24 protein-coding genes are annotated in these 26,312 nt (G+C 73.5%); 13 read left to right on the top strand and 11 right to left on the bottom strand.

Annotated elements, in window-relative coordinates; genetic code table 11:
- The first annotated feature begins 102 nt into the window (after positions 1-102).
- Positions 103-852 carry a hypothetical protein gene (locus ACFZAU_RS30335; RefSeq protein ID WP_500554780.1) on the top strand — a complete coding sequence of 250 codons (750 nt, stop codon included), beginning with the start codon at positions 103-105 and terminating at the stop codon, positions 850-852.
- 19 nt (positions 853-871) lie between these two features.
- Here ACFZAU_RS30335 and ACFZAU_RS30330 read toward each other — a convergent pair whose 3' ends face one another.
- Both ACFZAU_RS30330 and ACFZAU_RS30325 read right to left on the bottom strand, forming a co-directional pair.
- Positions 872-1,810, bottom strand: a complete 939-nt coding sequence (locus ACFZAU_RS30330) for an SDR family oxidoreductase (protein ID WP_500554779.1) — start codon at positions 1,808-1,810, stop codon at positions 872-874.
- A 134-nt stretch (positions 1,811-1,944) separates the two neighbouring features.
- Entirely contained in the window at positions 1,945-2,916 is a 972-nt protein-coding gene (locus ACFZAU_RS30325) for a helix-turn-helix domain-containing protein (RefSeq protein ID WP_500554778.1), read from the bottom strand.
- 229 nt (positions 2,917-3,145) lie between these two features.
- Between ACFZAU_RS30325 and ACFZAU_RS30320 the strand changes: the two genes are divergently transcribed.
- The 6 genes from ACFZAU_RS30320 (at position 3,146) to ligA (ending at position 10,289) form a co-directional block, all read left to right on the top strand.
- On the top strand, positions 3,146-4,345 hold the full coding sequence (locus ACFZAU_RS30320) for an MFS transporter (RefSeq protein ID WP_500554777.1): 1,200 nt from the start codon (positions 3,146-3,148) through the stop codon (positions 4,343-4,345).
- Between the two features lie 309 nt (positions 4,346-4,654).
- Complete coding sequence (locus tag ACFZAU_RS30315) at positions 4,655-5,668, top strand: cation diffusion facilitator family transporter (protein WP_500554776.1); 1,014 nt, start codon at positions 4,655-4,657, stop codon at positions 5,666-5,668.
- A 156-nt stretch (positions 5,669-5,824) separates the two neighbouring features.
- On the top strand, positions 5,825-6,121 hold the full coding sequence (locus ACFZAU_RS30310) for a hypothetical protein (protein ID WP_500554775.1): 297 nt from the start codon (positions 5,825-5,827) through the stop codon (positions 6,119-6,121).
- Positions 6,122-6,217: 96 nt separating this feature from the next.
- On the top strand, positions 6,218-7,042 hold the full coding sequence (locus ACFZAU_RS30305; protein WP_499600536.1) for an alpha/beta fold hydrolase: 825 nt from the start codon (positions 6,218-6,220) through the stop codon (positions 7,040-7,042).
- A gap of 93 nt (positions 7,043-7,135) precedes the next feature.
- On the top strand, positions 7,136-8,140 hold the full coding sequence (locus ACFZAU_RS30300) for an NAD(P)H-dependent flavin oxidoreductase (RefSeq protein WP_500554774.1): 1,005 nt from the start codon (positions 7,136-7,138) through the stop codon (positions 8,138-8,140).
- A gap of 118 nt (positions 8,141-8,258) precedes the next feature.
- The gene (ligA, locus tag ACFZAU_RS30295) at positions 8,259-10,289 is read left to right on the top strand and encodes an NAD-dependent DNA ligase LigA (protein ID WP_500554773.1); all 2,031 of its coding nucleotides are present in this window, start codon (positions 8,259-8,261) and stop codon (positions 10,287-10,289) included.
- Positions 10,290-10,347: 58 nt separating this feature from the next.
- On the opposite strand, the gene ACFZAU_RS30290 is transcribed toward ligA, so the two are convergent.
- The gene (locus ACFZAU_RS30290) at positions 10,348-11,751 is read right to left on the bottom strand and encodes a D-alanyl-D-alanine carboxypeptidase family protein (protein ID WP_500554772.1); all 1,404 of its coding nucleotides are present in this window, start codon (positions 11,749-11,751) and stop codon (positions 10,348-10,350) included.
- A 238-nt stretch (positions 11,752-11,989) separates the two neighbouring features.
- Between ACFZAU_RS30290 and ACFZAU_RS30285 the strand changes: the two genes are divergently transcribed.
- The 4 genes from ACFZAU_RS30285 (at position 11,990) to ACFZAU_RS30270 (ending at position 15,257) form a co-directional block, all read left to right on the top strand.
- Positions 11,990-12,709 (top strand): SDR family oxidoreductase, encoded by a 720-nt coding sequence (locus tag ACFZAU_RS30285; RefSeq protein WP_500554771.1) that lies wholly within the window; start codon positions 11,990-11,992, stop codon positions 12,707-12,709.
- A gap of 87 nt (positions 12,710-12,796) precedes the next feature.
- Positions 12,797-13,549: an SDR family oxidoreductase gene (locus ACFZAU_RS30280; RefSeq protein ID WP_500554770.1), complete on the top strand. Its 753-nt coding sequence runs from the start codon at positions 12,797-12,799 to the stop codon at positions 13,547-13,549.
- 27 nt (positions 13,550-13,576) lie between these two features.
- Complete coding sequence (locus ACFZAU_RS30275) at positions 13,577-14,425, top strand: oxidoreductase (RefSeq protein ID WP_500554769.1); 849 nt, start codon at positions 13,577-13,579, stop codon at positions 14,423-14,425.
- A gap of 46 nt (positions 14,426-14,471) precedes the next feature.
- Positions 14,472-15,257, top strand: a complete 786-nt coding sequence (locus ACFZAU_RS30270) for a hypothetical protein (RefSeq protein ID WP_500554768.1) — start codon at positions 14,472-14,474, stop codon at positions 15,255-15,257.
- A 37-nt stretch (positions 15,258-15,294) separates the two neighbouring features.
- Here the strand turns inward: ACFZAU_RS30270 and ACFZAU_RS30265 are convergent, their stop codons facing one another.
- From ACFZAU_RS30265 to ACFZAU_RS30250, 4 genes are all read right to left on the bottom strand, one after another.
- Positions 15,295-16,296 (bottom strand): alpha/beta fold hydrolase, encoded by a 1,002-nt coding sequence (locus ACFZAU_RS30265; protein WP_500554767.1) that lies wholly within the window; start codon positions 16,294-16,296, stop codon positions 15,295-15,297.
- 241 nt (positions 16,297-16,537) lie between these two features.
- Positions 16,538-17,491 (bottom strand): YihY/virulence factor BrkB family protein, encoded by a 954-nt coding sequence (locus tag ACFZAU_RS30260; RefSeq protein ID WP_500554766.1) that lies wholly within the window; start codon positions 17,489-17,491, stop codon positions 16,538-16,540.
- A 40-nt stretch (positions 17,492-17,531) separates the two neighbouring features.
- On the bottom strand, positions 17,532-19,265 hold the full coding sequence (locus tag ACFZAU_RS30255) for a bifunctional phosphatase PAP2/diacylglycerol kinase family protein (protein ID WP_500554765.1): 1,734 nt from the start codon (positions 19,263-19,265) through the stop codon (positions 17,532-17,534).
- A 66-nt stretch (positions 19,266-19,331) separates the two neighbouring features.
- Positions 19,332-19,970 carry a universal stress protein gene (locus ACFZAU_RS30250; protein WP_500554764.1) on the bottom strand — a complete coding sequence of 213 codons (639 nt, stop codon included), beginning with the start codon at positions 19,968-19,970 and terminating at the stop codon, positions 19,332-19,334.
- Between the two features lie 278 nt (positions 19,971-20,248).
- Here ACFZAU_RS30250 and ACFZAU_RS30245 point away from each other — a divergent pair, with 278 nt between their 5' ends.
- Positions 20,249-21,802 (top strand): MFS transporter, encoded by a 1,554-nt coding sequence (locus ACFZAU_RS30245; RefSeq protein WP_500554763.1) that lies wholly within the window; start codon positions 20,249-20,251, stop codon positions 21,800-21,802.
- A 52-nt stretch (positions 21,803-21,854) separates the two neighbouring features.
- Here ACFZAU_RS30245 and ACFZAU_RS30240 read toward each other — a convergent pair whose 3' ends face one another.
- The 4 genes from ACFZAU_RS30240 to ACFZAU_RS30225 form a co-directional block, all read right to left on the bottom strand.
- A complete protein-coding gene (locus tag ACFZAU_RS30240) occupies positions 21,855-22,646 on the bottom strand; it encodes a bestrophin-like domain (protein ID WP_500554762.1) in 792 nt (263 codons plus the stop codon).
- A 165-nt stretch (positions 22,647-22,811) separates the two neighbouring features.
- Complete coding sequence (locus tag ACFZAU_RS30235) at positions 22,812-23,195, bottom strand: VOC family protein (protein ID WP_500554761.1); 384 nt, start codon at positions 23,193-23,195, stop codon at positions 22,812-22,814.
- Positions 23,196-23,237: 42 nt separating this feature from the next.
- Positions 23,238-24,206: an RNA polymerase sigma factor SigJ gene (gene sigJ / locus ACFZAU_RS30230; protein WP_500554760.1), complete on the bottom strand. Its 969-nt coding sequence runs from the start codon at positions 24,204-24,206 to the stop codon at positions 23,238-23,240.
- Entirely contained in the window at positions 24,199-24,438 is a 240-nt protein-coding gene (locus ACFZAU_RS30225; RefSeq protein WP_500554759.1) for a hypothetical protein, read from the bottom strand. Before ACFZAU_RS30225 ends, sigJ begins: the two co-directional genes overlap by 8 nt.
- A 235-nt stretch (positions 24,439-24,673) precedes the next feature.
- Here ACFZAU_RS30225 and qcrB point away from each other — a divergent pair, with 235 nt between their 5' ends.
- Positions 24,674-26,290: a cytochrome bc1 complex cytochrome b subunit gene (gene qcrB / locus ACFZAU_RS30220; protein WP_500554758.1), complete on the top strand. Its 1,617-nt coding sequence runs from the start codon at positions 24,674-24,676 to the stop codon at positions 26,288-26,290.
- Positions 26,291-26,312: the final 22 nt, after the last annotated feature.

Here is a 26,312-nt window from a genome sequence, read left to right as displayed (position 1 = left end):
TGGGCATATCTTCCGATATGCACCGGATTCGACACCTTCGACTCGTTCCACCGCCCCGTGCGCCCGAGCACCCCGGCGGCTGTCACTGGGTGAGGTGGGCACGTGGGCATAGCGGGGATGACCCTGACCGTCCTGGTCCTCGTGCTCGCTGGAGCAGGGCGGCGGCTCCACCGCTACCCCGGCGGCTGGAGATTCGCGCTCTGCGGCCGTCATGACACCGAACGGAACACCCTGGACCGCGCCCGGCGGGCCGTCCGCACCCTGCGGCGCGGGGCGCGGCGCGAACTGGCCCGGGCACGGGCGCGGGTGGCCCGGGCCGACCGCGCCCACCGGCGTCGCGTCGACGACGCCGAGCGGCACCTCGAGCGGCTGCGCCGCCCGGGCAGGGGCACGTACCTCGCGACGCTCGGCAAAGTCCGCCTGCACGAGCACATGATGGTCGTTGCCGGACCGGAGACCAAGGTGCTGCCCCTGGACGGTCTCGACGTGCGGTTCGAGCACAGCTCGATCGGCAGCCACCTCTACCTCAGGCGGCCGGACGGGGTGCACCTGGAGTCGTACCCGCCCGGCGAGCAGGACGAGGACGGCGTGCGCCGCTTCAGCGTCCGCATAGAGAACGCGGTGGCCAAGGAGAAGGCGTTCCTCACGGCACTGGCCACGAAGGTCAGGAGGGCCGAGGACGACCTGAAGGCGGCGCGCGCGGACACGGGCCCCGTCCGGGACGCCCGCAGGCACCTGGACCTGGTGGCCGACCGCCGGCGCCGCGACCCGGCACTCGCCGAGGCGCTCGCGGACCTCGAAGCGGCCCGGGACCGCTGGCAGGCCCTCACCGGCCGGCGCCCCCCGTGTTAGACGGCGCGGGCCGCCGCCCTCACCGGGGCGGGGGGTTCGGCCGGTCCGTCCGGGCGGACGACGTGAAGGCGTCCCAGTCGGCGCGCCCGCCGGCCCCCATGACGCCGGTGGCGGAGCCGAGTTCGGAGCCGGAACGCGCGTGCAGCTCGCGCCGGGCCATCCAGGAGACCACCGGGGGGAACAACGGTCGCAGGGGCTGGCACCAGCGCAGCCACGACGGGGCGTAGACGTGGTGGGCGCGGCGGGCGATGCCGGTGGCGAGCCGGTCGGCCACCTGGGCGGGCGCGTGGACGCGGCGGGCGAACGACGGCTGGTTGCGCCGCAGGGCGTGCAGCACGGGGTGGTCGTCCAGGCCGGTGATCATGTCGGTGCCGGTCCAGTGGAGGTAGGCGATGCCGACGGTCACGCCGTCGGGCTCGACCTCGCCGCGCAGGGCCTGGGCGAAGGACTCGGCGCCGGCCTTGGACGCGCAGTACGCGCTCATCAGCGGGGCGGAGGAGAAGGCGGCGGTCGACGCGATCTGCAGGAAGTAGCCGCGGGTCCGCGTCAGCTGCGGGAGGAAGGCCCTGGCCGTGTTCGCGGCCCCCACCAGGTTGACCTCGACGACCCGCTGCCAGAGGTCGGCGTCGGTCCGGGCGAAGGGCCCGCCGGCGGCGATCCCCGCGTTGGCCACCACCACGCTGGCGGGCCCGAGTTCGCCGTCCACCCGGCGGGCGGCGGCGTCGAGCGCGGCGCGGTCGGTGACGTCCGCCTCGACGAAGATGTTCGGGTGGGTCAGCGAGGCCGCCGCCTGACGCAGGGTCGCCTCCTCGCGGCCCAGCAGCGCCACGCGCATACCGAGGTCCGACAGGTGCCGGGCGAGTGCCTCGCCCACTCCGCGGGCCGCGCCGGTGACGACGGCCACGCGCCCCTCCAGCGGGGCCGTGACCCCGCGGCCGCGTGCGCTGGTACCGGTCATCGTCACTGGCACACCGTTCGGTCGGGTACGGGAGCGTGGGCACCACCGAGTGAAGCCGAGATCCGGCCGCCGGGCCGCGTGCCGCGTCGGCGGCCGCCGGGCGGCCACTCGAACGGGGGCCCGGCACCGGGGGGTCAGTCCCGCGCGGCCGGGGACCGGTCGCGGGTGGCGTCCGCGCCCCAGCTCGCCAGCAGGCGCAGCGCCTCCTCCGAGGCCGAACCGGGCTCGGCGTGGTAGGTCGACAGCGACTGCTCCGGGTCGCCGGGGAGCGCGAGGGTCTCGTAGCGCAGGGTGAGCGCGCCCACCAGTGGGTGCTGCAACCGCACGGTGCCGTGGGACTTCCGCTTGACGTCGTGGGCCGCCCACAGCGTCCGGAACTCCTCGCTCTTCAGGGAGAGCTCACCGATCAGCGCCGCGAGCAGCGGGTCGTCGACGTGCCGGCCGGCGTCCATCCTCAACTGGCCGACCACGTCGGTGGCCTTGGACTCCCAGTCGGCGAAGAGCCGCCGTGCCGCGGGGTCGAGGAAGGTGATCCGGGCCCAGTTGCGTTCCTCCGGCGTGCGCTCGGCCCAGTCGCCGAACAGCGCGGACGCCGTGCGGTTCCAGGCGAGCACGTCGCTGCGGCGGCCCCACACGTACGCGGGCACGCCCTCCAGCGCGGACAGCAGTTCGCACACCGCGGGCCGCACCCGACGGCTCCGGTCGGCCGCGGGCCGGCGCCTGCGCGGCCTGGGCCCGGCCAGATGCAGCAGGTGGGCGTGCTCCGCCTCCGAGAGCCGCAGCGCCCGGGATATCGCGTCCAGCACCTCCACGGACACGTTGGGGCCGTTGCCCTGCTCCAGGCGCGTGTAGTACGCCACGGACACCCCGGCGAGCTGCGCCAGCTCCTCGCGCCTGAGGCCCGGCACCCGGCGCCGGCCGTACTCGGGGAGACCCACGTCCTCGGGCTTCAGCCGGGCCCTGCGGGTGCGCAGGAACTCGTTGAGCTCCGAGCGCGCGTCGAGCCCACGCTCGGTGCCGGGGAGCCGACCGGGTCCCGCTCCGGGTCCCGGACCGGGATCCGGCACGGCTGCCGGGCCGGTGCGGCGGTCGGGGTGGCTGGCCATGCGCCCCAGTATCGCGCCGGATCCCTGGCGGAGCCTGTCCCTGCCGGTGGTAGGCACGGCAGACGTCGGCTCAGCGGTGGCCTGGGTAACGCCGTACGGCCGGAGCAGCCTGGACGAGCCCCCGGAGGAGGACCGCCCGGGGCCACGCCGCCCGTGCCGCTCCGGGTCGCGTGCCGCCGACCCGTCCGCCCTTCGCCGCCGGGTCACCACACCTCATGGACCAGGAAGAATGACGGAAACGACCACCACAGCTCCGTCCACCCCAGCACACGGGCGGAACCGCCTCCCCGGGAAGGCGCTCTTCGGCCTCTTCCTCAGCGGGTTCGTCGGCATCCTCACCGAGTGCCTGCCCGCCGGCCTGCTGCCGGAGATCAGCGCCACGCTCCACACCAGCGTGTCGCTCACCGGCCAGACCGTGACGATCTACGCCCTCGCCACCGCGATCGGCGCGATCCCGCTGACCAGGGCCACGGCCAAGTGGCCCCGCAAGAACGTGTTGCAGCTGGCACTCGGCACAGTCGCCGTCACCAACGCGCTCACCGCGCTGTCCGGCGACTACGCGCTGACCCTCGTGATCCGCTTCGTCGCCGGCCTGGGCACCGGGCTCATCTGGCCGATCCTCGGCGGCTACGCCGCCCGGCTCGCCCCCGAGGGACGCCAGGGCCGGGCCATCGCCATCGCCCTGGCCGGGACCCCGGTCTCCCTGGCCCTCGGCGTCCCGCTGGGCACCTGGCTGGGCGCGCTGGGCGGTTGGGAGCTCGCCTTCCACGCCTCCGCCGTACTGACCGCGCTGACCATGGTGTGGATCCTTGCGACGCTGCCGAACCTGCCCGGCCGGACGGAGGGCGAGCACTTCACCGTGCGCCGGGTCCTGCGCCTGCCGGGGCTGCGCACCATCCTCTTCGCGCTCGCGACGTACATGGTCGCCCACAACATCCTCTACACCTACGTCACCGACCTGCTCGGGTACCTGGGCATGGGCGGGCAGACGGGCTGGGTGCTGTTCGCCTTCGGCGCCACCTCCATCCTGAGCGTCCTCGTCGTCGGCACCCACATCGACCGCCACCTGCGGAAGCTCGTCGTGGGCAGCACCGCGCTGTTCGCGGTCAGCGTCCTCGTGCTCGCCGTGGCCTCGGGGGTGCCCGCGCTGGTCTACGTCGCGGTCGCGGCCTGGGGCTTCGCCTTCGGAAGCTCCCCCAGCCTGTTCATCGGCGCCGCGATCAACGCGACGGGGGCGGCCGCCGACGTCGCGCAGTCCGTCACCATCACCGTCTTCTCCTCGTCCATCGCCCTGGGCGGCCTCATCGGCGGCCTCCTGGTCGCGGACCTGGGGACGGCGTCGATCACCTGGGCGGCACTGGTCCTCCTGGTCGCCGCCGCGGCGGCCGTGACCGGCGGCAGGAAGCACGCGTTCCCCGCGGGCGCGTGACGGCGGCCGGGCCCGTCACCTTGTGACGGGCCCGGCGCCCCTCGCGCGGCGTGCCGTCGGCCGTTCGCCGGGGCCGGGGCGGCCGGCCGGGGGAACCCGGGGGCGTCGGCCGCGCCGTGGTCCGGCGGCGCGGGCCGCGGCCGGCACCGCCGCGAGCGGCCGGCCGGTCTCCGCGGCCGATGGCGTTCGTGCAGCTCAGAGGCGTGTTATTGGTGTTGACAACGGTCACCGGTACAGCCTTTGCAGATCCGCGCCCCGGTGTGTTTCCCTTCCGTTCCGGCACCCGGAAAAAGGGGGAGGACGTCTCTCATGAGCGCTCATGGCCACGATCACGGTCACCGGCACGGCACCGGCGGCCACGAGGGCCACTCGCGCGGGGTGTCCGCCGACGCCGACCGCCGCTGGCTCGGCATCGCACTCGGCCTCATCGCCGGGTTCATGACCGTCGAGGTCGTCATCGGCCTGATCGCCCGCTCCCTGGCGCTGCTCTCCGACGCCGCGCACATGCTCACCGACGCCGCGTCCATAGTGCTGGCACTGATCGCCATGCGCCTGGCCGCCCGCCCTGCCCGGGGCGGCTTCACCTACGGCCTCAAGCGCGCCGAGATCCTCTCCGCCCAGGCCAACGGCATCACCCTCCTCCTGCTGGCCGCGTGGCTGGCCTACGAGGCGGTGCGGCGGCTCGTCTCGCCCCCGGACGTGGAGGGCGGCCTGGTCCTGGTCACCGCCCTGGCCGGCATCGCCGTCAACGTCGCCGCGGCCTGGTGCCTGTCCAGGGCCAACCGCACGTCCCTCAACGTCGAGGGGGCCTTCCAGCACGTCCTGAACGACCTGTACGCCTTCATCGGCACCGCCGTCGCCGGTCTCGTCGTCCTGCTCACCGGGTTCGCCCGGATCGACGCCATCGCGACGCTCGTCGTGGTCGGCCTCATGATCAAGGCGGGGTACGGACTGGTCAGGGAGTCAGGCCGCATCTTCCTGGAGGCCGCGCCCCCCGGCCTCGACCCCGACGAGGTCGGCGACAAGCTGGCCGCGCACGACGCCGTCACCGAGGTCCACGACCTGCACATCTGGACGATCACCTCCGGACAGCCCGCACTGTCCGCGCACGTCCTCGTCCGGCGGGGCGGGGACTGCCACGCCGTCCGGCACGACCTCGAGGGCCTGCTCGCGGCCGACTACGGCCTCACCCACACGACCCTGCAGCTGGACCACGCGGCCGCCGAGCTCCTCACCGTGGGCGAGGGCCGTGGCGGCGGCGCGAGGTCGCACTGCGACGACCCCCACGGCCCGGTCCACCACGAGGGCCCCCACGCGCACTGACGGGCGGTCCGGCGGGCGGTGACGCCCGCGGCCCGGACAGGCCCGGAACGCCGACCGGACGGTGACCACGGCATCGCGGTGAGCAGCGGACGGGGCAGCGGGGCCGCACGGGCCGGGGGGCCTCCGCGCCTCGGGCCGGTCCGGGATACTCCCGGTGTGGAGAGCTACGACGGGCGGGCGACGCTCGAATGGTGGGCCAACCCCTCGACATGCCTGGGCTCGTTCGACGTGCACGTCGAGGCCGGGGTCACCGGTCCGGCCTGGACCCGCCACGCGACGTTCGCGGACCCGTCCGGGGACCACCAGGAGGGGTTCGACTTCCTGATGGCGCTCGGCCCCTGCTTCACGCTGCGCTTCGACGCGGGCAGCACGGTCGACGTCCACGTCGCCGTCGAGGGCGACCTGGCCGGCGAGGGCGGACGCCTCGTCCTCAGCGCGTGCGAAGGGGAGTGATCCGCCGCCACGGAAATCGCCACACCGGGAACACCGCCACTTCGGACGAAGTTGCACAAACCAATACACAAGCCCGGCCACACCGAGGCGATGCTCATGGCAGCGGAACACCACCTCCTGACACCGGACGCGGACATCGCCTTCTGGGACGAGGGGGACGGCGAGGCCGTGCTCCTCGTCCACGCGTCCTTCGGCGCCGACTGGTTCGCACCGCTCGCCGGGCTGCTGCCCGGCTTCCGCGTCGTACGCACCCACCGCGCCGGGTACGGCAGGAGCCGGGACCTGAGCGGCCGGCTGAGCGTCGACGACCACGCCCGGCACCTCGCGGAGGTGCTCGGCGCGCGGGCGACCGGGCCGGTCCACGTGGTCGGCCACTCCACCGGGGGCACCCTCGCCCTGCAACTGGCCGCCGCATGCCCGGGCCTCGTCCGGTCGATGGTGCTGCTGGAACCGGCCCTCCCGTACGCCCCGGGCGAAGCGGAGAGCGAGGCCATGCGCCGGGCCGTCGCCGCCGCCGAGGACGGCGACCTGGCGCGCGCCTACGGCCACTTCCCGGGGAGCGTGTGCGCGCCGGGCTACCTGGACGTCATGACGCGCACGCTCGGCACGGACGGCTTCCGGAGGTCGGTCCTCAGCGGCAGGTACTACTTCGACCACGAGCGGGCGGCGTTCGCCGCGTGGGACGCCGACGCCGCGGGCCTCGGCTCCCTGCGCCAGCCCGCGCTGCTGGTGGCGGGCGGCGAGGGGGAGCGCCTCGGCACCCCGTACCGGGCGCGCAACCGCGCACTGGCGGCGCGCCTGGCCCGCGCCGAGCAGGTGACGCTGCCGGGCGTCAGCCATGCGATGCCCCTGGAGGACCCCGCCCTCGTCGCCTGGACCGTGCTCGACTTCGTACGACGCCACCCCGTCGACGCCGTCTGACGCCCCGGGCCCGCGTCCGCCGTCAGGGTGACGCTCCGCCCGCGCGACGCGTCGCAGTGGCGGCACCGCGAGGGCGGGCGCTTGCATCAGCACATGGCGACCGTACCCATCCCCCTGCGCACCCGGTTCACCGACCTCGTCGGCTGCGACGTGCCGATCCAGCTGGCCGGGATGGGCTGGGTGAGCGGGCTCGACCTCGCCGACGCGGTGTCCGCCGCGGGGGCCCTCGGGATGGTCGGCTACCCGATGGCGCCGGCGTCCGTGCTCTCCGAACTGCTCGACGCGGTGCGGCGGCGCACCTCCCGCCCGGTGGGGGTCAACTTCATCCTTCCGCTGCTGGAGGACGAGGCGTGCGTCGACGTCGCCGCGGAGCGGATGCCGGTCGTCGAGTTCTTCTACGCGGATCCCGTCCCGCGCCTGGTCACCCGGGCCAAGCGCGGCGGGGCGCTGGCCGCGTGGCAGGTGGGTTCGGTCGAGGAGGCGCGGGCGGCGGCCGACGCGGGGTGCGACTTCGTCGTCGTCCAGGGCAGGGAGGCGGGCGGTCACGTGCGCGGCGTACGGCCGCTGCTGCCGCTCCTCGACGACGTGCTCGACAGCGTGGACGTCCCCGTCGTCGCCGCAGGCGGGATCGCCACCGCCCGGTCGCTCGCCGCGGTGCTGGCCGCCGGGGCGCACGCGGCCCGCGTCGGGACGCGGTTCGTGGCGACGCACGAGTCCGACGCGCACCCGGCGTACAAGGAGGCCCTGATCAGGGCCGGCGCCGGCGACACCGAGCTGACGACGCAGTTCTCGACGGGATGGCCGGACGCACCGCACCGCGTCCTGACCGGCTGCGTCGAACGCGCCCGCGCCCTGGACACCGACGTCGCCGGCGAGGCGGTACTGGGCGGCGCGTCCGTGCCCGTCCCCGCGTCCAGCCCGGTCTGCCCGCTGCGGACGACGACCGGCCGGCTGGACGCGATGGCCCTCTACGCGGGAGAGGCGGTCGGCGCGGTGTCCCGGCTGGAGTCGGCCCTGGACGTCGTCCGCGAACTCGCCGACGGGGCCGCCCGGTTGCTGTGCAAGGCCTCCGGCGGGATCGGCAAGGAGCCCGCCTGAGACGTCCACGAAGACGTGGGCGGGCGCCGGGGTTTTCCACAGGCCGGTTGCCGCTCACGGCCGCGCTGTGGTCCTCGGGGCCGGTTCACTGTCAGACCCGTGCACCAGGATGCAGCGCATGACGACAGTGATCGCTGCCCCGCTGATGTCCCGTGAGGACTACCGCTCCGCCGTGGACACGGCCCTGCAGGCGTGCGCCGCCTACTACGGCGACGGGACGAGCCCGCTCGACGACGCCGCCTACGACCTGCTGGCCACGCGCATCCGCGACTACGAGACCGAGCACCCCGGGGACGTCCGCGAGGACTCCCCCACGGGCAAGGTGGGCGGCGGGGCCGCCCCGACGGGGGACGTGGCGCACACCGTTCCCATGCTGTCCCTCGACAACGTCTTCAGCGCCGAGGAACTGGTCAAGTGGGACGCGTCGGTCGCCCGGCGGCTCGGGGCACCCGTGCAGGGCGGCTACGTCACCGAACCCAAGCTGGACGGGGCCGCCATCGCCGCCCGGTACGTGGACGGGCGCCTGACGCAACTCGTCACGCGCGGCGACGGCAGCTCCGGCGAGGACGTCTCCCACGCGATCGGGTCGATCGTGGGCCTGCCGGCGGTGCTGAACACCTCCGCCACCTTCGAGGTGCGTGGTGAAGTCCTGCTCACCCGGGAGCAGTTCGCGACGGCCAACGCCACACGGACCGCCCACGGGGCGAAGGTCTTCTCCAACCCGCGCAACGGCACGGCCGGCACGCTGCGCGCCAAGGACCGCCCCTACGTGATCGAGACGACCTTTTACGCCTACGGGGTGGTCGGCCTGCCCGGGGACACCCACACGGAGATGATGGACGCCGTCGCCGCCGCGGGGGTGCAGACCACGGCCGCCACACCGGTGGGACCGCGGGTCTGCGCCAGCGTGGAGGACGTCCAGCGCCGCGTCGACGAGATCGCCGCACTGCGCGCGGAGCTGCCGTTCGGCATCGACGGCGTCGTCATCAAGGCGGACGCCGTCGCGGAGCAGGAGAAGGCCGGGTTCGCCACCCGGCACCCGCACTGGGCGACGGCGTACAAACTCGCCGCCGCCGAGCGGCAGTCGAAGCTGCTCGCGGTGGAGTGGAACGTCGGACGCACCGGCGTCATCGCACCCCGGGCCGTGCTGGAGCCGGTCGAGGTCGACGGCAGCATCGTGCGGTACGCGACGCTGCACAACCCGAAGTTCATCCGCGACAGCGGCCTGATGATCGGTGACACCGTCATGGTGTGGAAGGCCGGCGACATCATCCCCCGCATCGAGGCACCCGTCGTGGAGCTGCGCACGGGTGACGAGACGCCCGTGGTCTTCCCCGATTCGTGCCCGACGTGCGGCGGCGAGATCGACACCTCGGGCGAACGCTGGGAGTGCGCGGGCGGCGCCGGCGGCGGATGCGGCCTGCTCGCCGCGCTGCGGTACGCCGTGGGCCGCGACCAGCTCGACATCGACGGCCTCGGTGTCACGTACCTCGAGGCCCTGGTCGACAGCGGCGCCGTCGCCGACGTGGCCGACCTGTTCGGCCTCACGCGGGAGCGGCTGGTCGAGGCCACCCGCAGCGAGAAGCGCGCCGACACCGTGGTGGCGCAGATCGAGGCGGCCAAGGCCAAGCCCCTCAACCGGGTGTTCTGCGCGTTGGGCATCGTCCGCACCGGCCGTACGCTCTCCCGTGAGATCGCCCGTCACTTCGGCACGATGGACGCGATACGCGCGGCCGACGCCGACGCCCTGGCCGCGGTGCACAAGCTTCCGGCGGCGAACGCCCCCAAGATCGCGGCGCACATCGCGGCCATGGATGCCGTCATCGACAAGCTCGTCGCCTCGGGCGTCACCATGACCGAGCCCGCGGCGGCCTCCACCGGCACGCCCGGCGGGGCGAGGCCGCTCGACGGTCAGGTCGTCGTCATCACCGGCGGCATGAACGGGCTCCTCGCCGGCCGGAACCGCAACGAGATGAACGAGCTGGTCGGCAACGCCGGCGGCACCTCGTCCGGCAGCGTGTCGAAGAAGACCACCCTCCTCGTCGCGGGCGAGGGAGCGGGTTCCAAGCTCGCCAAGGCGCGGGAACTGGGCACGAAGGTGCTCACCGAGCAGGAGTTCGCGGACCTCGTCGCCGACTACCTCGTCTGAGGGAAGCGGCGAGCGGCCCGCGATCCGCTTCAGCCGGGTCCAGCCGGGTTCAGCCGGATCAGCCGAGGCGGGTGAGCTTCGAGCCGAGCGACGGCGAGGACAGACGGCCGCCGAGGGCGACCGGCACCTTCACGGCGCTGTCGTCGTCGCCGACGGTGAGGGTGCCGATCGGGGCGCCGGCCGGTGCCGCGTGCGGGATGCCGTTCCTGGGGGCGTCCAGGGAGAGGCCCACCCTGAGGCCGCTCCAGCCGATCGCGCGGACGTCCTCGGTCGCCACGACCTCGGTCCGTCCGCCGAGACCGTCGTCGACGTAGCCGACGGCCTCGCCCTTCCCGACGACCACCCGCGAGTCGAGCGCCCGGAGCGCGGCCTGGAGCAGCGTGTCGCTGCGGCCCAGCACCGTGTCGAGGATGTCGGCCTTGTGCTGCCCGAGCACCGCGCCGACGACGAGCTGTTCGGTGCCGTCGAGGTCGCGGACCGCCGCGAACAGGAGGTTGCCGCCCGCCTTGGTGCTGCTGCCGGTCTTGATGCCGACGACGTCGCCGGAGCCGAGCAGCCGGTTGACGTTCCGCTGGACGTCTCCGTTGAGGTCCGTGTAGCGGGTCTTGGCGGCGAGTTCGGCGAAGACCGGGTCCTTCATCGCCGCGTGCCCCAGCCTGACCTGGTCGCTCGCGGTGCTGACGGTGGTCGCCTCCAGGCCGCTGGGGTCGGTGTACGTCGTGTCGTCCATGCCGAGTTCCCTGGCGGTGGCGTTCATCTTCCTCACGAACGCCGCCTCCGAACCCGCGTCCCAACGGGCCAGCAGGCGGGCGATGTTGTTGGCCGAGGGCAGCATGACGGCCTCCAGCGCCTCGTATTCGCTGAGCTTCTGGCCCGCCCTCACCTTGACGACGGACTCCCCCTCCGTCTGCCCGCTGCCGAACTGGTCCTCGGCCTTGCGGTCGACCGGGACGGTCTTGCCCGTCTCGCCCTGCTCGATCGGGTGGTCGCGCAGGATGACGTAGGCGGTCATCACCTTGGCGACGCTCGCGATCGGCACCGGCCGCTGTTCACCGAACGCGCCGATCCGGCCCAGGCCCTCGGCCTCCAGCACCGCCTGGCCCTCGGCGGGCCACGGCAGTGACGGCCGGTCGCCGCCGAAGGTGTACGAGGGCGCCGCGGTCAGCCTCAGCGTGGGCGCCGGGAGCGGCCGCAGCGCCTGGACCACGCAGAAGATCAGCACCAGCAGCAGGACCACCGGGAGCCAGGTCCTCAGCGGGTGCACGGGGGTGCGCTCCGCCGGTTCCGGGGGCAGCGGCGGGGGTGGCGGAGGCGGGTTCGTCAGCTCGTCCAGGAGCGTCCGGCGCCCGCCCGTGGGCGCGGAGGGCTCCGTCGCGCCGCTCGGTTCGTTCGCGCCGCTCGGTTCGGTCGTCTCCCCCGACGACTCCCGCTGATCCGCCCCGCCGGGGGTCTCGCCCGTCACGCCGGCCTCCTCGACGACCTTTCGTTGCCGAACACCAGTTTCCGGACCGTGGCGGCCGCGGCATCGTGAGCGCCGCCAAAGGAGTGCCTCCGCCACCCGCACGGCTCCTCGCCGGTCCTCGGGTGGTGGCGGCACCAGGGGCGATATACGTTCGAGGAGGGAGGACGACCACGGGCCGCCGTGGCGCGCCGTGACCGCGCGCCGGAGCCCCGCTGCCGCACGCCGGGAGGGTGTCCCCATGAAGGTCCAAGGGTCCGTCGCCTTCGTCACCGGAGCCAACCGCGGGCTCGGTGAGCAGTTCGTGAAGGCACTCTTCGAGGCCGGGGCGGCCAAGGTCTACGCGGGAGCCCGCGACCCCGCGAAGGTCTCCGTCCCCGATGCCGTCCCCATAGCGGTGGACATCACCGACCACGCGTCGGTGCGTGCCGCGGCCGAGCAGGCCGGGGACGTGACCTTCCTGGTCAACAACGCGGGATCCACGACCCGGGCGAACGTCCTCACCACCGACCTGGATGCGTTCCGCTCGGAGTTCGAGACGCACGTCATCGGCACCCTCGCCATGAGCAGGGCCTTCGCCCCCGTGCTCGGCCGCAACGGGGGCGGCGCGATCGTCAACGTGCTCTCGATCCTGTCCTGGGTGTCCGTCCCGCGCACCGCCGGGTACGCCGCCGCCAAGTCCGGCGAGTGGTCGATCACCAATGCCCTGCGGCTGGCGCTGGCCGAGCAGGGGACGCAGGTCACGGCGCTGCACGTCAGCTACCTGGCGACGGAGATGGCCGCGGCCGTGACCGGCCCGAAGGAGGATCCCGCGACCGTGGCGCGTGCCACCCTCGACGGCGTGGAGGCCGGGGCGGACGAGGTGGTCGCCGACGACATCACCCGGCGGGTCCTGGCGGCGCTGTCCGGTGGCACGGGCGCGCTGTACCCGCAACTGCACGGCGGCGAGGCGCTGTTCTGACCCCCCGGCTCCCTGACCCCTGAGCCCTGACCCCTCAGCCCCCTCTCCCCCGGCCCCCCACGACGGGACCGGCGATCGGAGGTACCCATGACGGGCGGCACCGCGCACCAGGAGCCCGCCGACCTCGGCGGCCAGACCGTCGTGGTGATCGGGGCCAGCTCGGGCATCGGCCTGGAGACCGCGCGCCGGGTACGGGACGGCGGCGGGGAGGTCGTCCTGACCGGGCGCAACCCCGATCGGCTGCGGAAGGCCGCGGACGAGCTCCGGCCGCTGAGCACGGCGGCCTTCGACGCCACCGACACCGACCGCCTCGGGGAGTTCTTCCGGGGCCTGCCGGGCACCGTCGACCACGTGCTGCTCACGGCAGGCAGCCCGTTCTACATGCCGCTGGCGGAGATGGACCTCGCCACGGCCCGCCGTCACTTCGGCGACCGCCTCGCCATGACCCTGGGGGTGGCGCTCCACAGCGCCGGCAAGGTCCGCCCCGGCGGGACCCTGCTGTTCATCGGCGGCACGGGCGGTCGGCGCCCCGGCGTCGGCATGGCCGTGGCGTCCACCCTCACCGCGGCACTGCCCGCCCTCACCGCGAACCTGGCGCTGGAACTGGCGCCGATCCGCGTCAACCTCATCGCCGCCGGCTTCGTCGACACCGCCCTGTCGGCGTCACTGCTGGGCGACCGGCTCGAGGCCCGGCGCGAGGAACTGCGCGCCACGCTGCCCATCCGGCGGGTCGTCGGCCCGGCGGACATCGCCGCGCTCGCCACCCACATCATGTGCAACGGCGCGCTCACCGGCGGGACGTACGACATCGACGGCGGCCAGAACCTCATCGCGCACTGACCCCCGGAGACCCGGAGTGTGGCTGTCATGATCACTTGGTTCATCACCGGCGCGGCCCGCGGATTCGGACTGGAGCTCGCCCGACAGGCACTGGAGCGCGGCGACCGCGTCGTGGCGACGGCCCGCGACCCCCGGGACGTGGAGAAGGCGCTCTCCGCGTACGGCGAGCGGGTGCTCGCGGTCGCCCTGGACGTCACCGACGAGGCGCAGGCCCGCGCGGCGGCCGACGCGGCCGTGTACGCCTTCGGCAGGATCGACGTCCTGGTCAACAACGCGGGCCGCGGGGTGCTGGGAGCGGTCGAGGAGGTCTCCGACGCGGCGTTCCGGGCGGTCTACGAGACGAACGTCTTCGGCCTCGCCAACGTCACCCGTGCCGTCCTGCCGATCATGCGCCGGCAGCGGTCGGGCCGCATCCTCAACCTGAGCTCCATCGGGGGTTTCCGCGGCGCGCCCGGCTTCGGCGTCTACTGCTCCACCAAGTTCGCGGTCGAGGGGCTCTCCGAGGCGCTGCACGACGAGCTGTCCCCGCTGGGCATCCACGTCGTGATCGTCGAACCGGGCTACTTCCGCACCGACTTCCTCGACGCGTCCAGCCTGCACACCGAGGGCCGGGTGATCCCCGACTACGCCGCCACCGCCGGTGCGGTGCGCGACGCCGTCCCCGGCCTCAACCACGGCCAGCCCGGTGACCCCGTCAAGGGCGCCCGGGCCATGATCGAGCTCGCCGACTCCGACCACCCGCCGATGCGCGCGCAGCTCGGCAGCGACTGCGCCGCCGCGATGGACGGCAAGATCGCCGAGCTCCGCAAGGAGACCGCCGCCTGGCGGCCCCTCGCGCTCTCCACCGACCACGACGCCACCGGCTCCGCGGCCTGACGGACCGGCCGTCCGCCCGCGGCACGCGCCGCTGTACGCTGCGCCGATGGCGAGCGACGGACCGGGTGGGCGGCAGGAGACCGAGCGGACCGGCCAGGCGTTCGGCCCGCCGATCCGGCGCATCTTCCGGGACGTGATCGCCGACCGGGTGCCCGAACGGGACCGGCCGTCCCAGGCCCACATGCTGTTCATGCCCGTGGCGGACCCGAGCTGGGACGACGACCGCTGGTTCCTCGGGGACTTCTACAACGGAATCCTCCACCAGGACACATGCCAGGCCTCCACAGCCGAAGGCCTCGTGCTGCTCGCGGTGCTGGCCGGCGACGACCGGGTGCCCGCGCGGGAGCGCGTCGGTTTGGTGAACGTCCTCTTCAGCGCCGCCACGGTCGCGGAACGCCATCAGGCCTCCTGCTGGCCCGACACCCCGCCCCACGCGGATCCGGAGAGCGAAGCCCGGGCCCGCGCCGTGGTCGGGTCCCGCGCACCGGAGCTCCTGGCCCGGTGGCAGGCCGAGTGCCCGGCCGTGCGGCTCGCCCTCGCCGCTCTGGCCGTCGTCTTCCCCACCGCACGCACGCTGCCGGCCCTCACCGCCCGCCTGCGCCCCTTCCTGGCACGGCACCCGCCCGGCACCGACGTCGGGGACTACGTGCGGTTCGTGCTGGTGCTCGCCGCCCGGAACGCGGACGAGACCCTGGTCGCCGTCGAGGGATACACCGACATTTACTGGTACGGCACGTTCCGCCAGGCACCCACGCGGGCACGAGCCTTCCACCTGCTCGAACAGATGCTGTCCCGGGTGGCCGTCGACCTGACGTCGTTTCCCGGGCCATAGGGCGGACGGCCGGCTGGTCCTCCGGGCACGTGGGGCCCTACTTCTGCAGGAAGGACCGCAGCAGGGCCGTCACTTCCTGCGGCTTCTCCTCGGTCACCCAGTGCCCCGAACCCTGGACGACCCGGCTTTCGACGTTCTCGGCGTACTGGCGCCACTGCTCGGCGATGCTGCCGCCGAACGACTCCTGGCCGCCGATCGCCAGGATGGGCATCTTCAGCTTGCCCCGGTCCGCGAACTGCCCGTTCCGGGCCACGTCCGCGCGCAGTTGGCGCCAGATGTCCATCCAGGCCTTCGTACGGCCGGGCTCCTTCAGGTAGTGGGCGTAGAAGTCGTAGTCGTCCGCGCTGAAGGAGGACGTGACCACCAGGTGCTGCGCGATGAAGTCCTGGATGAAGGGGCGCTCGTGCCCGGCGATGAGCTGCTCGGCCAGAGGCGTCTGGAAGAAGCCGAAGTGCCATACGGACGGGGTCTTCGGGCTGGCGGGCAGAGCCGGCAGGGTGTAGATGCTCGTGTCCGGGATGTGGCCCTCCAGCACGGCCATGCGGCGCACCTCGGACGGCCACTGGGCCGCGTAGGCGTAGGCGACGTACAGGCCGACGTCGTGGCCGACGACCTGGACGCCCTCGTTCAGCTTCAGCTGCTTCAGCAACTCGTGGACGTCGTCGGCCATCTGGGCGGTCTGGTGGCCGCCGCTGGTGATCTCGGAGTCACCGATGCCCCGCAGGTCGACGGCGATCACGGTGTGGTCCTCGGCCAGCGGGCCCATCTGCGACCGCCACTCGGCCCAGGTCTGGGGGAAGCCGTGGATGAGCACCACGGGTGAACCCTTGCCCCCCTTCACGTAGTGCATCCTGAAGCCGTTGACCTCCGCGTACTCGGACGCGAAACCGGGGGGCGGTTCCGCCTGCGGCCACCGCTCGGTGGTGCCGGGACCACCGTTCGACGCCGCGTAACCCACGATGACGGAGACCGTCAGGACGGCCGCCAGGGCCGAGACGAGCGCCATCAGTTCCTTGGCCTTGACCCTGCGAGTGCGCATGGTTCACCTGTCCGGGGCAGATATGTGGTCATGCCTCTCCGGCACGCGCGAGTGCGGGCGAAGCCCCGCGGCGCGTGCGGTACGGCGGATACCGGCTGATCGACCGCCCCTGAGCACACCGTTCCGATCGACGTCAGCGCTCGTCGAAGCTATGCGCACATCGGGCACCCCGCAACCTCGCCCTCGGCCGGCCGCCGCTCGGCCCGCGCACGCGCACGCGACCGGCTCCGCCGAACGGGGGTCACACCCCGGGGTCGTCGGCGGCCGGTTGCCGTACCCCCGCCCGGACCGCCTCCAGTTGCGCGGCGAAGGCCAGGCCGAGGAAGAGCGCGACCGAGGTGAGGTAGGACCACAGCAGCAGTGCGACGAAGGCGCTGAGCGGCCCGTACATGCTGGTGAAGGATCCGCTGGCACCGACGTACAGGCTGAGCGCCCAGGTCGACAGGCTCCACAGCACCAGGTACGTCGTCGCGCCGAAGGCGAGCCAGGTGTAGCCGGGTTGGTCCCGGCGGGGTGAGCGGCGGAAGATCGCGCTGGTGGCGAGGACCGCGAGGAGTATCCCGAGCGGCCAGCGCAGGACGTCCCAGGCGTGGGTGGTGGCGGTGTCGAGGTGGTAGACCTGCGCGAGGGCCCGGGTCAGGTGGGCGCCCAGGACGGTGAGGACGAAGCTGAGGCCGAGCGGCACGCCCGCCAGCACGGCCATCACCAGGCCGCGGCTGTACTTCTGCGGGAAGGGGCGGTCCCGCTCCACGCCGTAGATGCGGTTGGCGCCGCGCTCGACCTGGCACAGCCCGGTGGTGACGTTGACGACGGAGAACAGCAGCCCCAGCCACAGGGCCGCCTGCCCGCCGCCGTCGCCCTGCCGGTGGCTCTGCCGCAGGGCGTCGTCGATCACCTGCTGGCTGGGTCCGCTCGCGATCCGGCGCACGGTCAGTTCGGCGACGCGGCCGATGTCCTCGGTGTGCAGGACGCTCGACAGGCCGATCACGGCGATGGCGAAGGGGACGATCGACAGGACCGTCTGCAGGGCCAGCGCGCGGGAGTGGCTGAAGCCGTCGGCGTAGCGGAAGCGCACGAAGGAGTCGCGCAGCAGGCTCCAGCCGCCGTGACGGCGCAGCGCGGCCCAGGCCTCGTCGCCGGACAGTTCGTCGCCCTGGACGTCGCGTCGCTGCGGGACGCGGGTGGCGGTGCCCATCGTTCTCCTGCCTGGTACGGCCGCGGGGAGCGGCGGGAACTCAGCCGCCGGAAGCGACGGCGCGGTCGTCCTCGTGCCGGCCGGCACGGGCGGCGGGCGCGGGGGTGGGCGCGGGCGTGGGGGCGGGCAGGCGGACGGCAAGGGCCGCCGGCTGGACCTCGACGGTGAGCCGGGTGCCGTCGGGGACGACGTCGCCGTCGAGTTCGCGGGCCTGGGGCGTGGCGAAGCCGAGGTCGATCCGCCGGGCCCGGAAGTACTCCAGGGCTCCCCTGGCCACCGGCGAGCCGGCCGGCGCGCCGTCGCCGCGCCGGCCCGCGCGGCCCGGCAGCATGGCCGCCACCAGGTGCCCGGCGGCGGCCGCCCATCCGGTCAGGCCGCGCGGATCGAGCAGCACGAGGTCCACGTGGCCGCTGTCGGGGCGCGCCGCGGGCAGCAGCGGCAGGCCGCCCTGGAGGACACCGACGTTGCCGATGAGGACCATCCGCGCCCGGCGCGTCAGCTCCGGCCCGCCGTCCAGGCGGATCGCGACGTGCATACGGGGGTCGCGGAGGTGGCCGAACCCCGAGACCGCGTAGGCGCTCCAGCCCAGGCGCGCCTTGAGCCGGTCGGAGGCGTCGCGGACCATGGCGGCGTCGAGACCCGCTCCGGCCATGACGGTGAAGCAGGTTGCGGGCAGCCCGTCGCCGTGCACCCGCCCCACGTCGATGCGGCCGGTCCGCCCGGCGAGGGCCCGCTCCAGGGCCGCCGCCGGGTCCAGGGGCAGGTCGAGGTTGCGGGCCAGCAGGTTGCCGGTGCCGCACGGCACGATGGCCAGCGCGGTGTCCGTGCCCAGCAGGGGCTCGGCGCAGGCGCGGACGGTGCCGTCGCCGCCGCAGGCCACGACCAGCGCCGGACCGGATCGCGTGGTCAGCGCCCTCAGTTCGCCGCCCGGGTGTTCGGCCGTGGTGAGGGTCCACCGCTGGTCGGTGTAGCCGTGCCGGTCCAGGGCCGCGCGGACCGCGTCGGCCAGTTCGTCGGGGCAGGCGTGCGGATGCCGGACGACGACGGCCCGGCGTCCTCCGGCGCCGCGACGGGAACGGGGGCCGGGTGGGCGTCCGCGTCGCGGCCTGCCCGGCGGCAACAGGGCGCGGGCCGCCACGAACAGGGTGCAGGCACCGTTGAGGAGACCGCCGACGACGTCACTGGGGTGGTGCATCCCCGCGTACAGCCGTGCCGCCGCGACCGCCGCGGGGAGGCAGAGCAGCAGCGCGGTCAGCGGCAGCCGCCAGGGGCGGCGCGGTCCTCGGGCCACGATCACGGCCAGGGCCCCGTACAGGGCGAGCGCGGCGCCCACGTGCCCCGAGGGGAAGCTCGAGGTCTGCGGCGCCTGCTCCAGGTGCGGGACGTCCGGGCGGGGCCGCGCCACGCACAGGGTGACGAGGACGAAGACCGCCGACTGCGCCGCCACCGCACCGGCCAGGAAGCACGCCTCGGCCCGGCGTGAGGTGCGGGGCAGCACGAGCAGCGCCACCACGCACAGCAGCGTCACGGCGACCACCCCCTGCGTGCCCGCGACCAGGGACAGCCCGCGCGACACGGCGTCACCGGCGCCGCTGCGGTGCGCGGACAGGAACCGGACGGCTCCGTCCTCCGCCGACAACGGCCACCGGCCCGCCCACGGGCCGGTCACGAGCACCCCGAGCGCGACGAGCAACGCCCACTGCAGGGGCAGCAGCAGGGGCGGCAGCAGCAACCGCCGCTGCCGTACGGGGACCGCGGTCCCATCGATCCTCATGGCTGCCGTCTTACCCGTCCGGCGCGGGTGACGCGTGCCGCGCTGGAACGAACCGGCCCGCGCCCGTCACAAGTCGCCGTGCGCGAGCCGCTCCCCCGTCAACGCCCGCAACAACTCCTGCCGTACCTCGTCACGGCCGTACCGCCGAAGCCCCCGCCTCCGCGTCATCGCCTCCAGGTCCAGCTGCAACGGAGACGGCGGCACGGTCAGCACCGGACACGACGCGTGAACGAGGCAGTGCCGGGCCACCCGCGACCGCGCCCAGCCGAACGGCCGCCTCCGTCCGGCGCCGACGACCAGCAGGTCGTCGTCGCGTTGGGCGATCTTCACGAGGGTCTCCCCCGGATGCCGGCCCGAGATCGCCAGGCCGTCGATGTGCAGGTCGTCGGCGGTGGCGGCGAAGACGTCGTTCAGCATGGCGGTCAGGAGCCGCGTCGCCGCGCTCCGGGCCGCGCTTCCGGGCCCGCGCCCGAAGGCGTGCCCGAACGTGGGCCCGAACGCGGGCCCGAACGCGTTCCCGGCCACGGGCACCTCCGGACCGGGGCCCCGGGACAGCAGGCCGGCCTCGGCCCGGGTCCACACCAGGACGGCCAGCAGCCTGCGCCTGCTCAGACGTGCCTCGGCGCCGGCGCGCTGCAACGCGACCAGGCTGTTCAGGGAGCCGCTGACGCCGACCACGACCCGCTGTTGTGATGGCTCTTCCATCGGCACTCCCGTCCTCCCGGCCGGATCGGCCCCTACACGGACACGACGACGCGCCGCCGGCATGTGTGATGTAGCGCCGCTCACACGCACGCGCGCCCTGTGACGGCGATCACCTCACGCGCGGTCGGAGCGCCTCGTCATTCCGGTGAGGCGCCGCCCCCAGGGCGCGCCGTCGCACTTCGCCTCGACGGAAGGAAAGAGATGTCCGACCCTCTTGACGCGGGCCGCCGGTCCGCGGACGTCAGGATCGGCACGACCGCACGGCGGGGGGTCGGCCGATGACGACCCAGCTGGAACAGGCCGCGCCCGTACCCGGTGCCGCCCGTCGAACCGGCCACCCGGGGATCGCGCTGTTCATCATCGCCGCATGCCAGCTGATGATCGTGCTGGACAGCACCATCGTGAACGTCGCGCTGCCGAACATCCAGCGTTCGCTCGGCTTCTCCACGACCGACCTGTCCTGGGTCCTGAGCGCCTACACGCTGACCTTCGGCGGCATGCTGCTGCTGGGCGGCCGGGCGGGCGACATCCTCGGGCGCCGGCGCGTGTTCACCACCGGCATCGTCGTCTTCACCCTGGCGTCCCTGCTGGGCGGCCTCGCGCAGGAGCCCTGGCAGCTGCTGGCGGCGCGCGCCCTCCAGGGCGTCGGCGGCGCGATCGCCTCCCCCACGTCGCTCGCGCTCATCACCACCAACTTCGCCGAGGGCCCGGAACGCAACCGGGCGATGGGCGTGTTCGCTGGCGTCTCCGGGGCCGGCGCGGCCGTCGGGCTGCTGGCGGGCGGCATGCTCACGGAGTGGCTCGACTGGCGGTGGGTGCTGTTCGTCAACGTCCCGATCGGGCTCCTCGTGGCGGGGCTCGCCCCGGTCTACATCAACGAGTCCCGGCGCCACCCGGGCCACTTCGACGTCGCCGGCGCCGCGACCTCGACCCTCGGCATGGCCTCGCTCGTCTACGGGTTCATCCGGGCCTCCGGGGACGGCTGGAGCGACCCGCTGACCGTCACCGCCTTCGTGGCGTCGGCGGTGCTCCTCGCGGCGTTCGTGCTCGTCGAGTCCCGGGCCGCGCAGCCCATCATCCCGCTGCGCATGTTCGGCGACCGCAACCGCGTCGGCTCGTACGTCATCATCCTCTGCCTGGCGGGCGCGATGTACGGGATGTTCTTCTTCATCGTGCAGTTCTTCCAGATCGTGCTGGGCTACAGCCCGATCCGCTCCGGTCTGGCGTCGCTGACCTTCACCGCGGCGCTGGTCGTCGCGGTCGGGATCACGCAGCGGCTGCTGCCGGCGCTCGGCCCCAAGCCGTTCGTGGTCATCGGCTCGGCCCTGTCGATCGTCGGGCTGGGCTGGCTGACGGCGATCGATCCCGGCACCACGTACGTGGGCGGCGTGATGGCGCCGCTGTTCCTCTTCGGCGCGGGCATCGGCCTCAACTTCGTGACGCTCACCCTCACCAGTGTCTCGGGCGTCGCCCCGCACGAGGCCGGCGCCGCCTCCGGGGTGCTCAACGCCTCGCAGCAGGTCGGCGGCTCACTGGGGCTCTCCATCATGGTGACGGTCTTCGGAACGGCGACCCGCGACGAGGCGGGACGGCAGATGCCGGCCTTCCTGGCGCGGGCCACCGACGCGGAGAAGGCCGAGGTGGCACGGAGCGGGCAGTTGCCGGGCCACTGGGGACACCAGGTGCTGACCGAGGGCATCTCCTCGGCGTTCGTCACCTCGGCGGCCATGGCGGCCGTCGCACTGCTGGTCGCGCTGCTGCTGGTCCGGGTCCGCAGGAGCGACCTGGAGAACCTCAGCGGCAAGGCCGCGGCCGCCGGTACCGGCCTGTGACGGAGGATCGCCCGGAACCGGCCGCGCGGGGCCGGTCCCGGGCGATCCCACGTCACCTGCCCCAGTACTTGCCCAGCTGGCCTTCCATGAACGGATCCGGACTCACGCTCACATCCCCGGCGAAGGGGTGTTCGAGGACGAGGACGAGGGTGAGGCTCAGGCCCACCAGCAACGCGATCGACCCCACGAAGAGCAGCTGCACCTTGAGGTTCTCCACCCCGTACAGCAGGGTGACCAGCATCACGACCAGCGCTCCCCCGTAGGTGAGGACCTGCAGGAGGACGGGCAGGTGCTGCGTCGCGGCCAGGATGCGGGTTCTGCGCTGCGTGGTCACGTCGTTCAGCCGCTCCACCGACTCGCTGTAGAAGGCCTGCTCGGAGGCGGTTTTCGGGTCGTAGCCCTGGAGGACCCCGTACAACGCCTCGAGCTTGCCCGAGGTCGCGCTGAGGCTGTTTTTCCCCTCGCGCATCAGCGGCCACGCGTCCTCCACGACGGCGTGGACGTAGTCGCCGATCGCGCGGTCCAGCCTCACCCGCACGTCGTTTGGGAACGCGTGCGCGTTGCGGGAGATCACGGCGAGGTCGCTGGCCTCCGACGTCACCACCACCTGAACCTGCTCGAGTTCGGTCCAGAGGGTCACGATGACGAAGGCGAGGACGATTCCGTAGATCGCCCCGAACAGTTCGAGTACCGTGCGGGACACGTCATTGGTCACGCCACGGACCAGTTCGGGGAAAAGGCGGCGCGCCACCAGGCAGGCGGCGAGCGACAGGACGACGACGCCTCCGACGATGAGGATCGCGAGGCCGGCCGTGTTCAGGTTGTTGAGCAGCCAGAGTCCCACGCCGGCGACTCTACCCAGCTCACGGGCGCGTTCCGGGGCGGCACGACCGCCGCCCGACGCCCGTGGCGCCTGCGTCGGCGTGTCGGCGCGTGCATGGGCCGGGCGTGCATGGGCCGGGCGGGCGTGGGCCGGGCGGGCGGGCGCCCGATCGTCAGGAATCAGTCGTCAGGAATGCGCCGCCGCCCGGTCGGATTCGCTGCGGAGGACGCAGAACTCGTTCCCCTCGGGATCGGCGAGGACCGCCCAGCCGGTGCCGTCGGGATCGCGGTGGTCGGCGACCAGCGTCGCCCCGAGGCCCAGCAGCCGTTCCACTTCCTGCTCCCGCGAGGTCCCGGGGCGCAGGCACAGATGGACCCGGTTCTTGACCGTCTTGGGTTCCGGCACCTGGTTGAAGTAGAGCACCGGTCCCTCCGCGAGCATCACCTGGGTCTCGCGGTCGCCCGGCGCGTCCCCCGGATGCAGCGGACGGCCCGTCACCCGGCTCCAGAACAGGGCCAGCCCATAGGCATCCGCACAGTCGATCGCCACGTTCTGCACCACCGAGACCATGCCGCGAGCCTGCCCGACCTCCGCGCCGGCCGCCAGTACGTCTCACGTACGGCGGCGGTCCCGGTACTCGCCCGGGACGTCGTCCCTGCCGCGCCACGCGCGCAGTTTGTCCGGGTGCATCACGAGCCACAGCCGGTCGATGCGGCCCTCCTCGCCGAGGCCGATCCCGATGACCGCCGCGGTCACGCCGTCCACGCGCCCGACGAGGCCCGGGCGGCCGCTGACGTCCTCCACGCGGAAGGAGACCCCGGGTTCCTTCCGCAGGACGCCGAGGAAGAGACGGGCGATCTTGTCGGCTCCGACGACGGGACGCAGGGCGGTCCTGACCAGTCCGCCGCCGTCCGCGGTCGCGGTCGCGTTCGCGTCGAGGAGGCCCACGAGCGAGTCCAGGTCACCGGTCTCGCAGGCGTGCTTGAACGCGGACACGACCTCCCGGTGCCGCGAGCCGAGGACCCCCGGGCGCTCGGCCGCCCTGATCCGGCGGCGGGCGGACGTGGCGAGCTGACGGCAGGCCGCGGGGGTGCGGCCCACCGTCTCCGCGATCTCCGCGAAGGGGACGCCGAAGATGTCGTGCAGGATGAACGCCACGCGCTCGGCCGGGGTGACCGAGTCCAGGACGACCAGCACCCCCATGGTCACGGATTCGTCCAGGCTGATCTGGTCCGCGGGGTCGACGCCGGCCGACACCGGGCCCACGCTGTCCCCGGCCGACCCGGGCAGCGGCTCGGGCAGCCACTCCCCCACGTACCGCTCCCTTCGTACGCGGGCCGAGGACAGGTGGTCCAGGCAGATCCTGCTCGCCACCCGCACCAACCACGCCATGGGCGACCTGATGTCGCGCTGGACGTCGTCGGAGAGGGCGTACCAGCGCATGTAGGTCTCCTGGACGACGTCCTCGGCGTCGTACGAGGAGCCGAGCATGCGGAACGCCAGGTTCAGCAGCACCCGGCGCTCGCCGAACACGGTGCTCAGCGAGTGGTCGGCGGCTCCGGGCAGGGGCGCGTCAGGCACGCCGCCGCCCGTGGGTCCGCCCCCGGGTCCGGCCGGAGCCCGCACCGCCGCCGCCCTCCACCAGGCGCAGGCCGGGGCCGCGGGTGTACGCGGGCGCCGGTGTGCCGCCGGCGTGCGCGACCGCGGCCGCGAGCCGTCGATGGAGGTGTTCGGGACGGGCGAGGCGGGCGAGCCGCGCGAGGCGGCCCGCGATCACCTCGTGGAGCGGGCCCTTCAGGTGTCCGATCTGCATGTCCCTATGACGAGGCGGCGCCCGCGAATGTGAGGCGCTCCGGCCACCGGACGCACATCCGCGGCACACCCGTGCCACGCCCGGGCCGCACCCGGGCCGCACCCGGGCCGCACCGGGCCGCACCCGCGCGCGGCGCTGTGTCCGGCGTCACCTCACATCCCCGGCGCCCGGGCCGTCGTGACGTACGACCCATCCGACGCGTGAAGCCGCGCGCACAGTCCCGAGGGAAGCCAAGGTGACGATCAGCAACACCAGAGACCGAGGACGGACGCCCCGGGGGGAGCGGCTGGCCGACTGGGCGGACGGCCGCCTCGGCGTCTACACCCTGGCCAGGGCCCACATGCGCAAGATCTTCCCCGACCACTGGTCGTTCATGCCGGGCGAGATCTGCCTGTACAGCTTCGTCGTGCTGGTCCTGACCGGCGTCTACCTGACGCTCTTCTTCCACCCCTCCATGAACGAGGTGGTCTACGACGGCAGTTACGCCCCGCTCAACGGCGTCAGCATGTCGGAGGCCTACTCCTCCACCCTCGGCATCTCCTTCGACGTGCGCGGCGGTCTGCTGGTACGACAGATGCACCACTGGGCGGCCATCGTCTTCGTCGCGGCCATGTTCGTCCACATGATGCGGCACTTCTTCACGGGCTCCTACCGCAAGCCCAGGGAGGTCAACTGGGTCTTCGGCTGGCTGATGCTCGTCCTCGGCATGTTCGAGGGGTTCATCGGCTACTCGCTGCCGGACGACCTGCTGTCGGGCACCGGACTGCGCTTCCTGCAGGGCGCCGTGCTGTCGGTCCCGGTCGTGGGGACGTACCTCTCGATGTTCCTCTTCGGCGGCGAGTTCCCCGGCGGCGAGATCGTCCCGCGCTTCTACTCCGTGCACGTCCTGCTGCTGCCCGGGATCTTCGTCGCACTGATGGCGGCCCACCTGATCCTGCTCTTCCACCACAAGCACACCCAGTGGGCGGGCCCCGGACGGAGGAACGGCAACGCCGTGGGCATGCCGCTGCTGCCGGTGTACGTGGCGAAGGCGGGCGGCTTCTTCTTCCTCGTCGCGGGCGTGCTGGCCGCGCTGTCCGCCGTCGCGGCCGTCAACCCCGTCTGGAACTACGGGCCGTACCGGCCGGACCAGGTCTCGACCGGTGCCCAGCCGGACTGGTACATGGGGTTCGCCGAGGGCCTCATCCGCGTCATGCCGGGCTGGGAGGTCGACCTCGGCGGGCACACCCTGGTGCTCGGCGTGCTGATACCCCTGCTGCTCTTCCCCGCCGTCCTGGTGGCCATCGGCGTCTACCCGTTCGTCGAGTCCTGGGTCACCGGGGACCGGCGCGAGCACCACCTGCTGGACCGGCCCCGCAACCGCCCGGTGCGCACGGGGCTCGGCGTCGCCTGGCTCAGCCTGTACTTCTGCCTGCTGGCCGGCGGCGGCAACGACATCTTCGCGACGCGCTTCCACCTCTCCATCAACGCGGTCACGTGGACGATCCGCGTCGCCGTGTTCGTCGTCCCGGTGGTGGCCTTCACCGTCACCAAACGCATCTGCCTGGGCCTGCAGCGGCGTGACCGGGACAAGCTGCTGCACGGCGCCGAGACGGGGGTGATCCGCCGGCTGCCGCACGGCGAGTACGTCGAGGTCCACCGCCCCCTCGACGCCGCGCGGCGTCACGTCCTGGGCTCCCACGAGCAGTACCGGCCGCCGGCCCCCGGCCCCGACGAGGACGAGGACGGCCTCCCGCGCCGGCGGACCCGCCGCGAACGCCTGAGGGTGCGCCTGTCGCACGCCTTCTACGGCCCCTCGTCCCAGGTGGCCACGCCGACCGAGGAGGAGATGCGGCACGCGGTCGAGCGCTGAACGCGCCACGGGAGGGCCGGTG

This window comes from Streptomyces sp. NPDC008238, assembly GCF_042956445.1.
Taxonomy (GTDB): Bacteria; Actinomycetota; Actinomycetes; order Streptomycetales; family Streptomycetaceae; genus Actinacidiphila.
The sequence above is the reverse complement of the archived record's forward strand: the minus strand, read 5'-3'. Positions and strand labels throughout refer to the sequence as shown.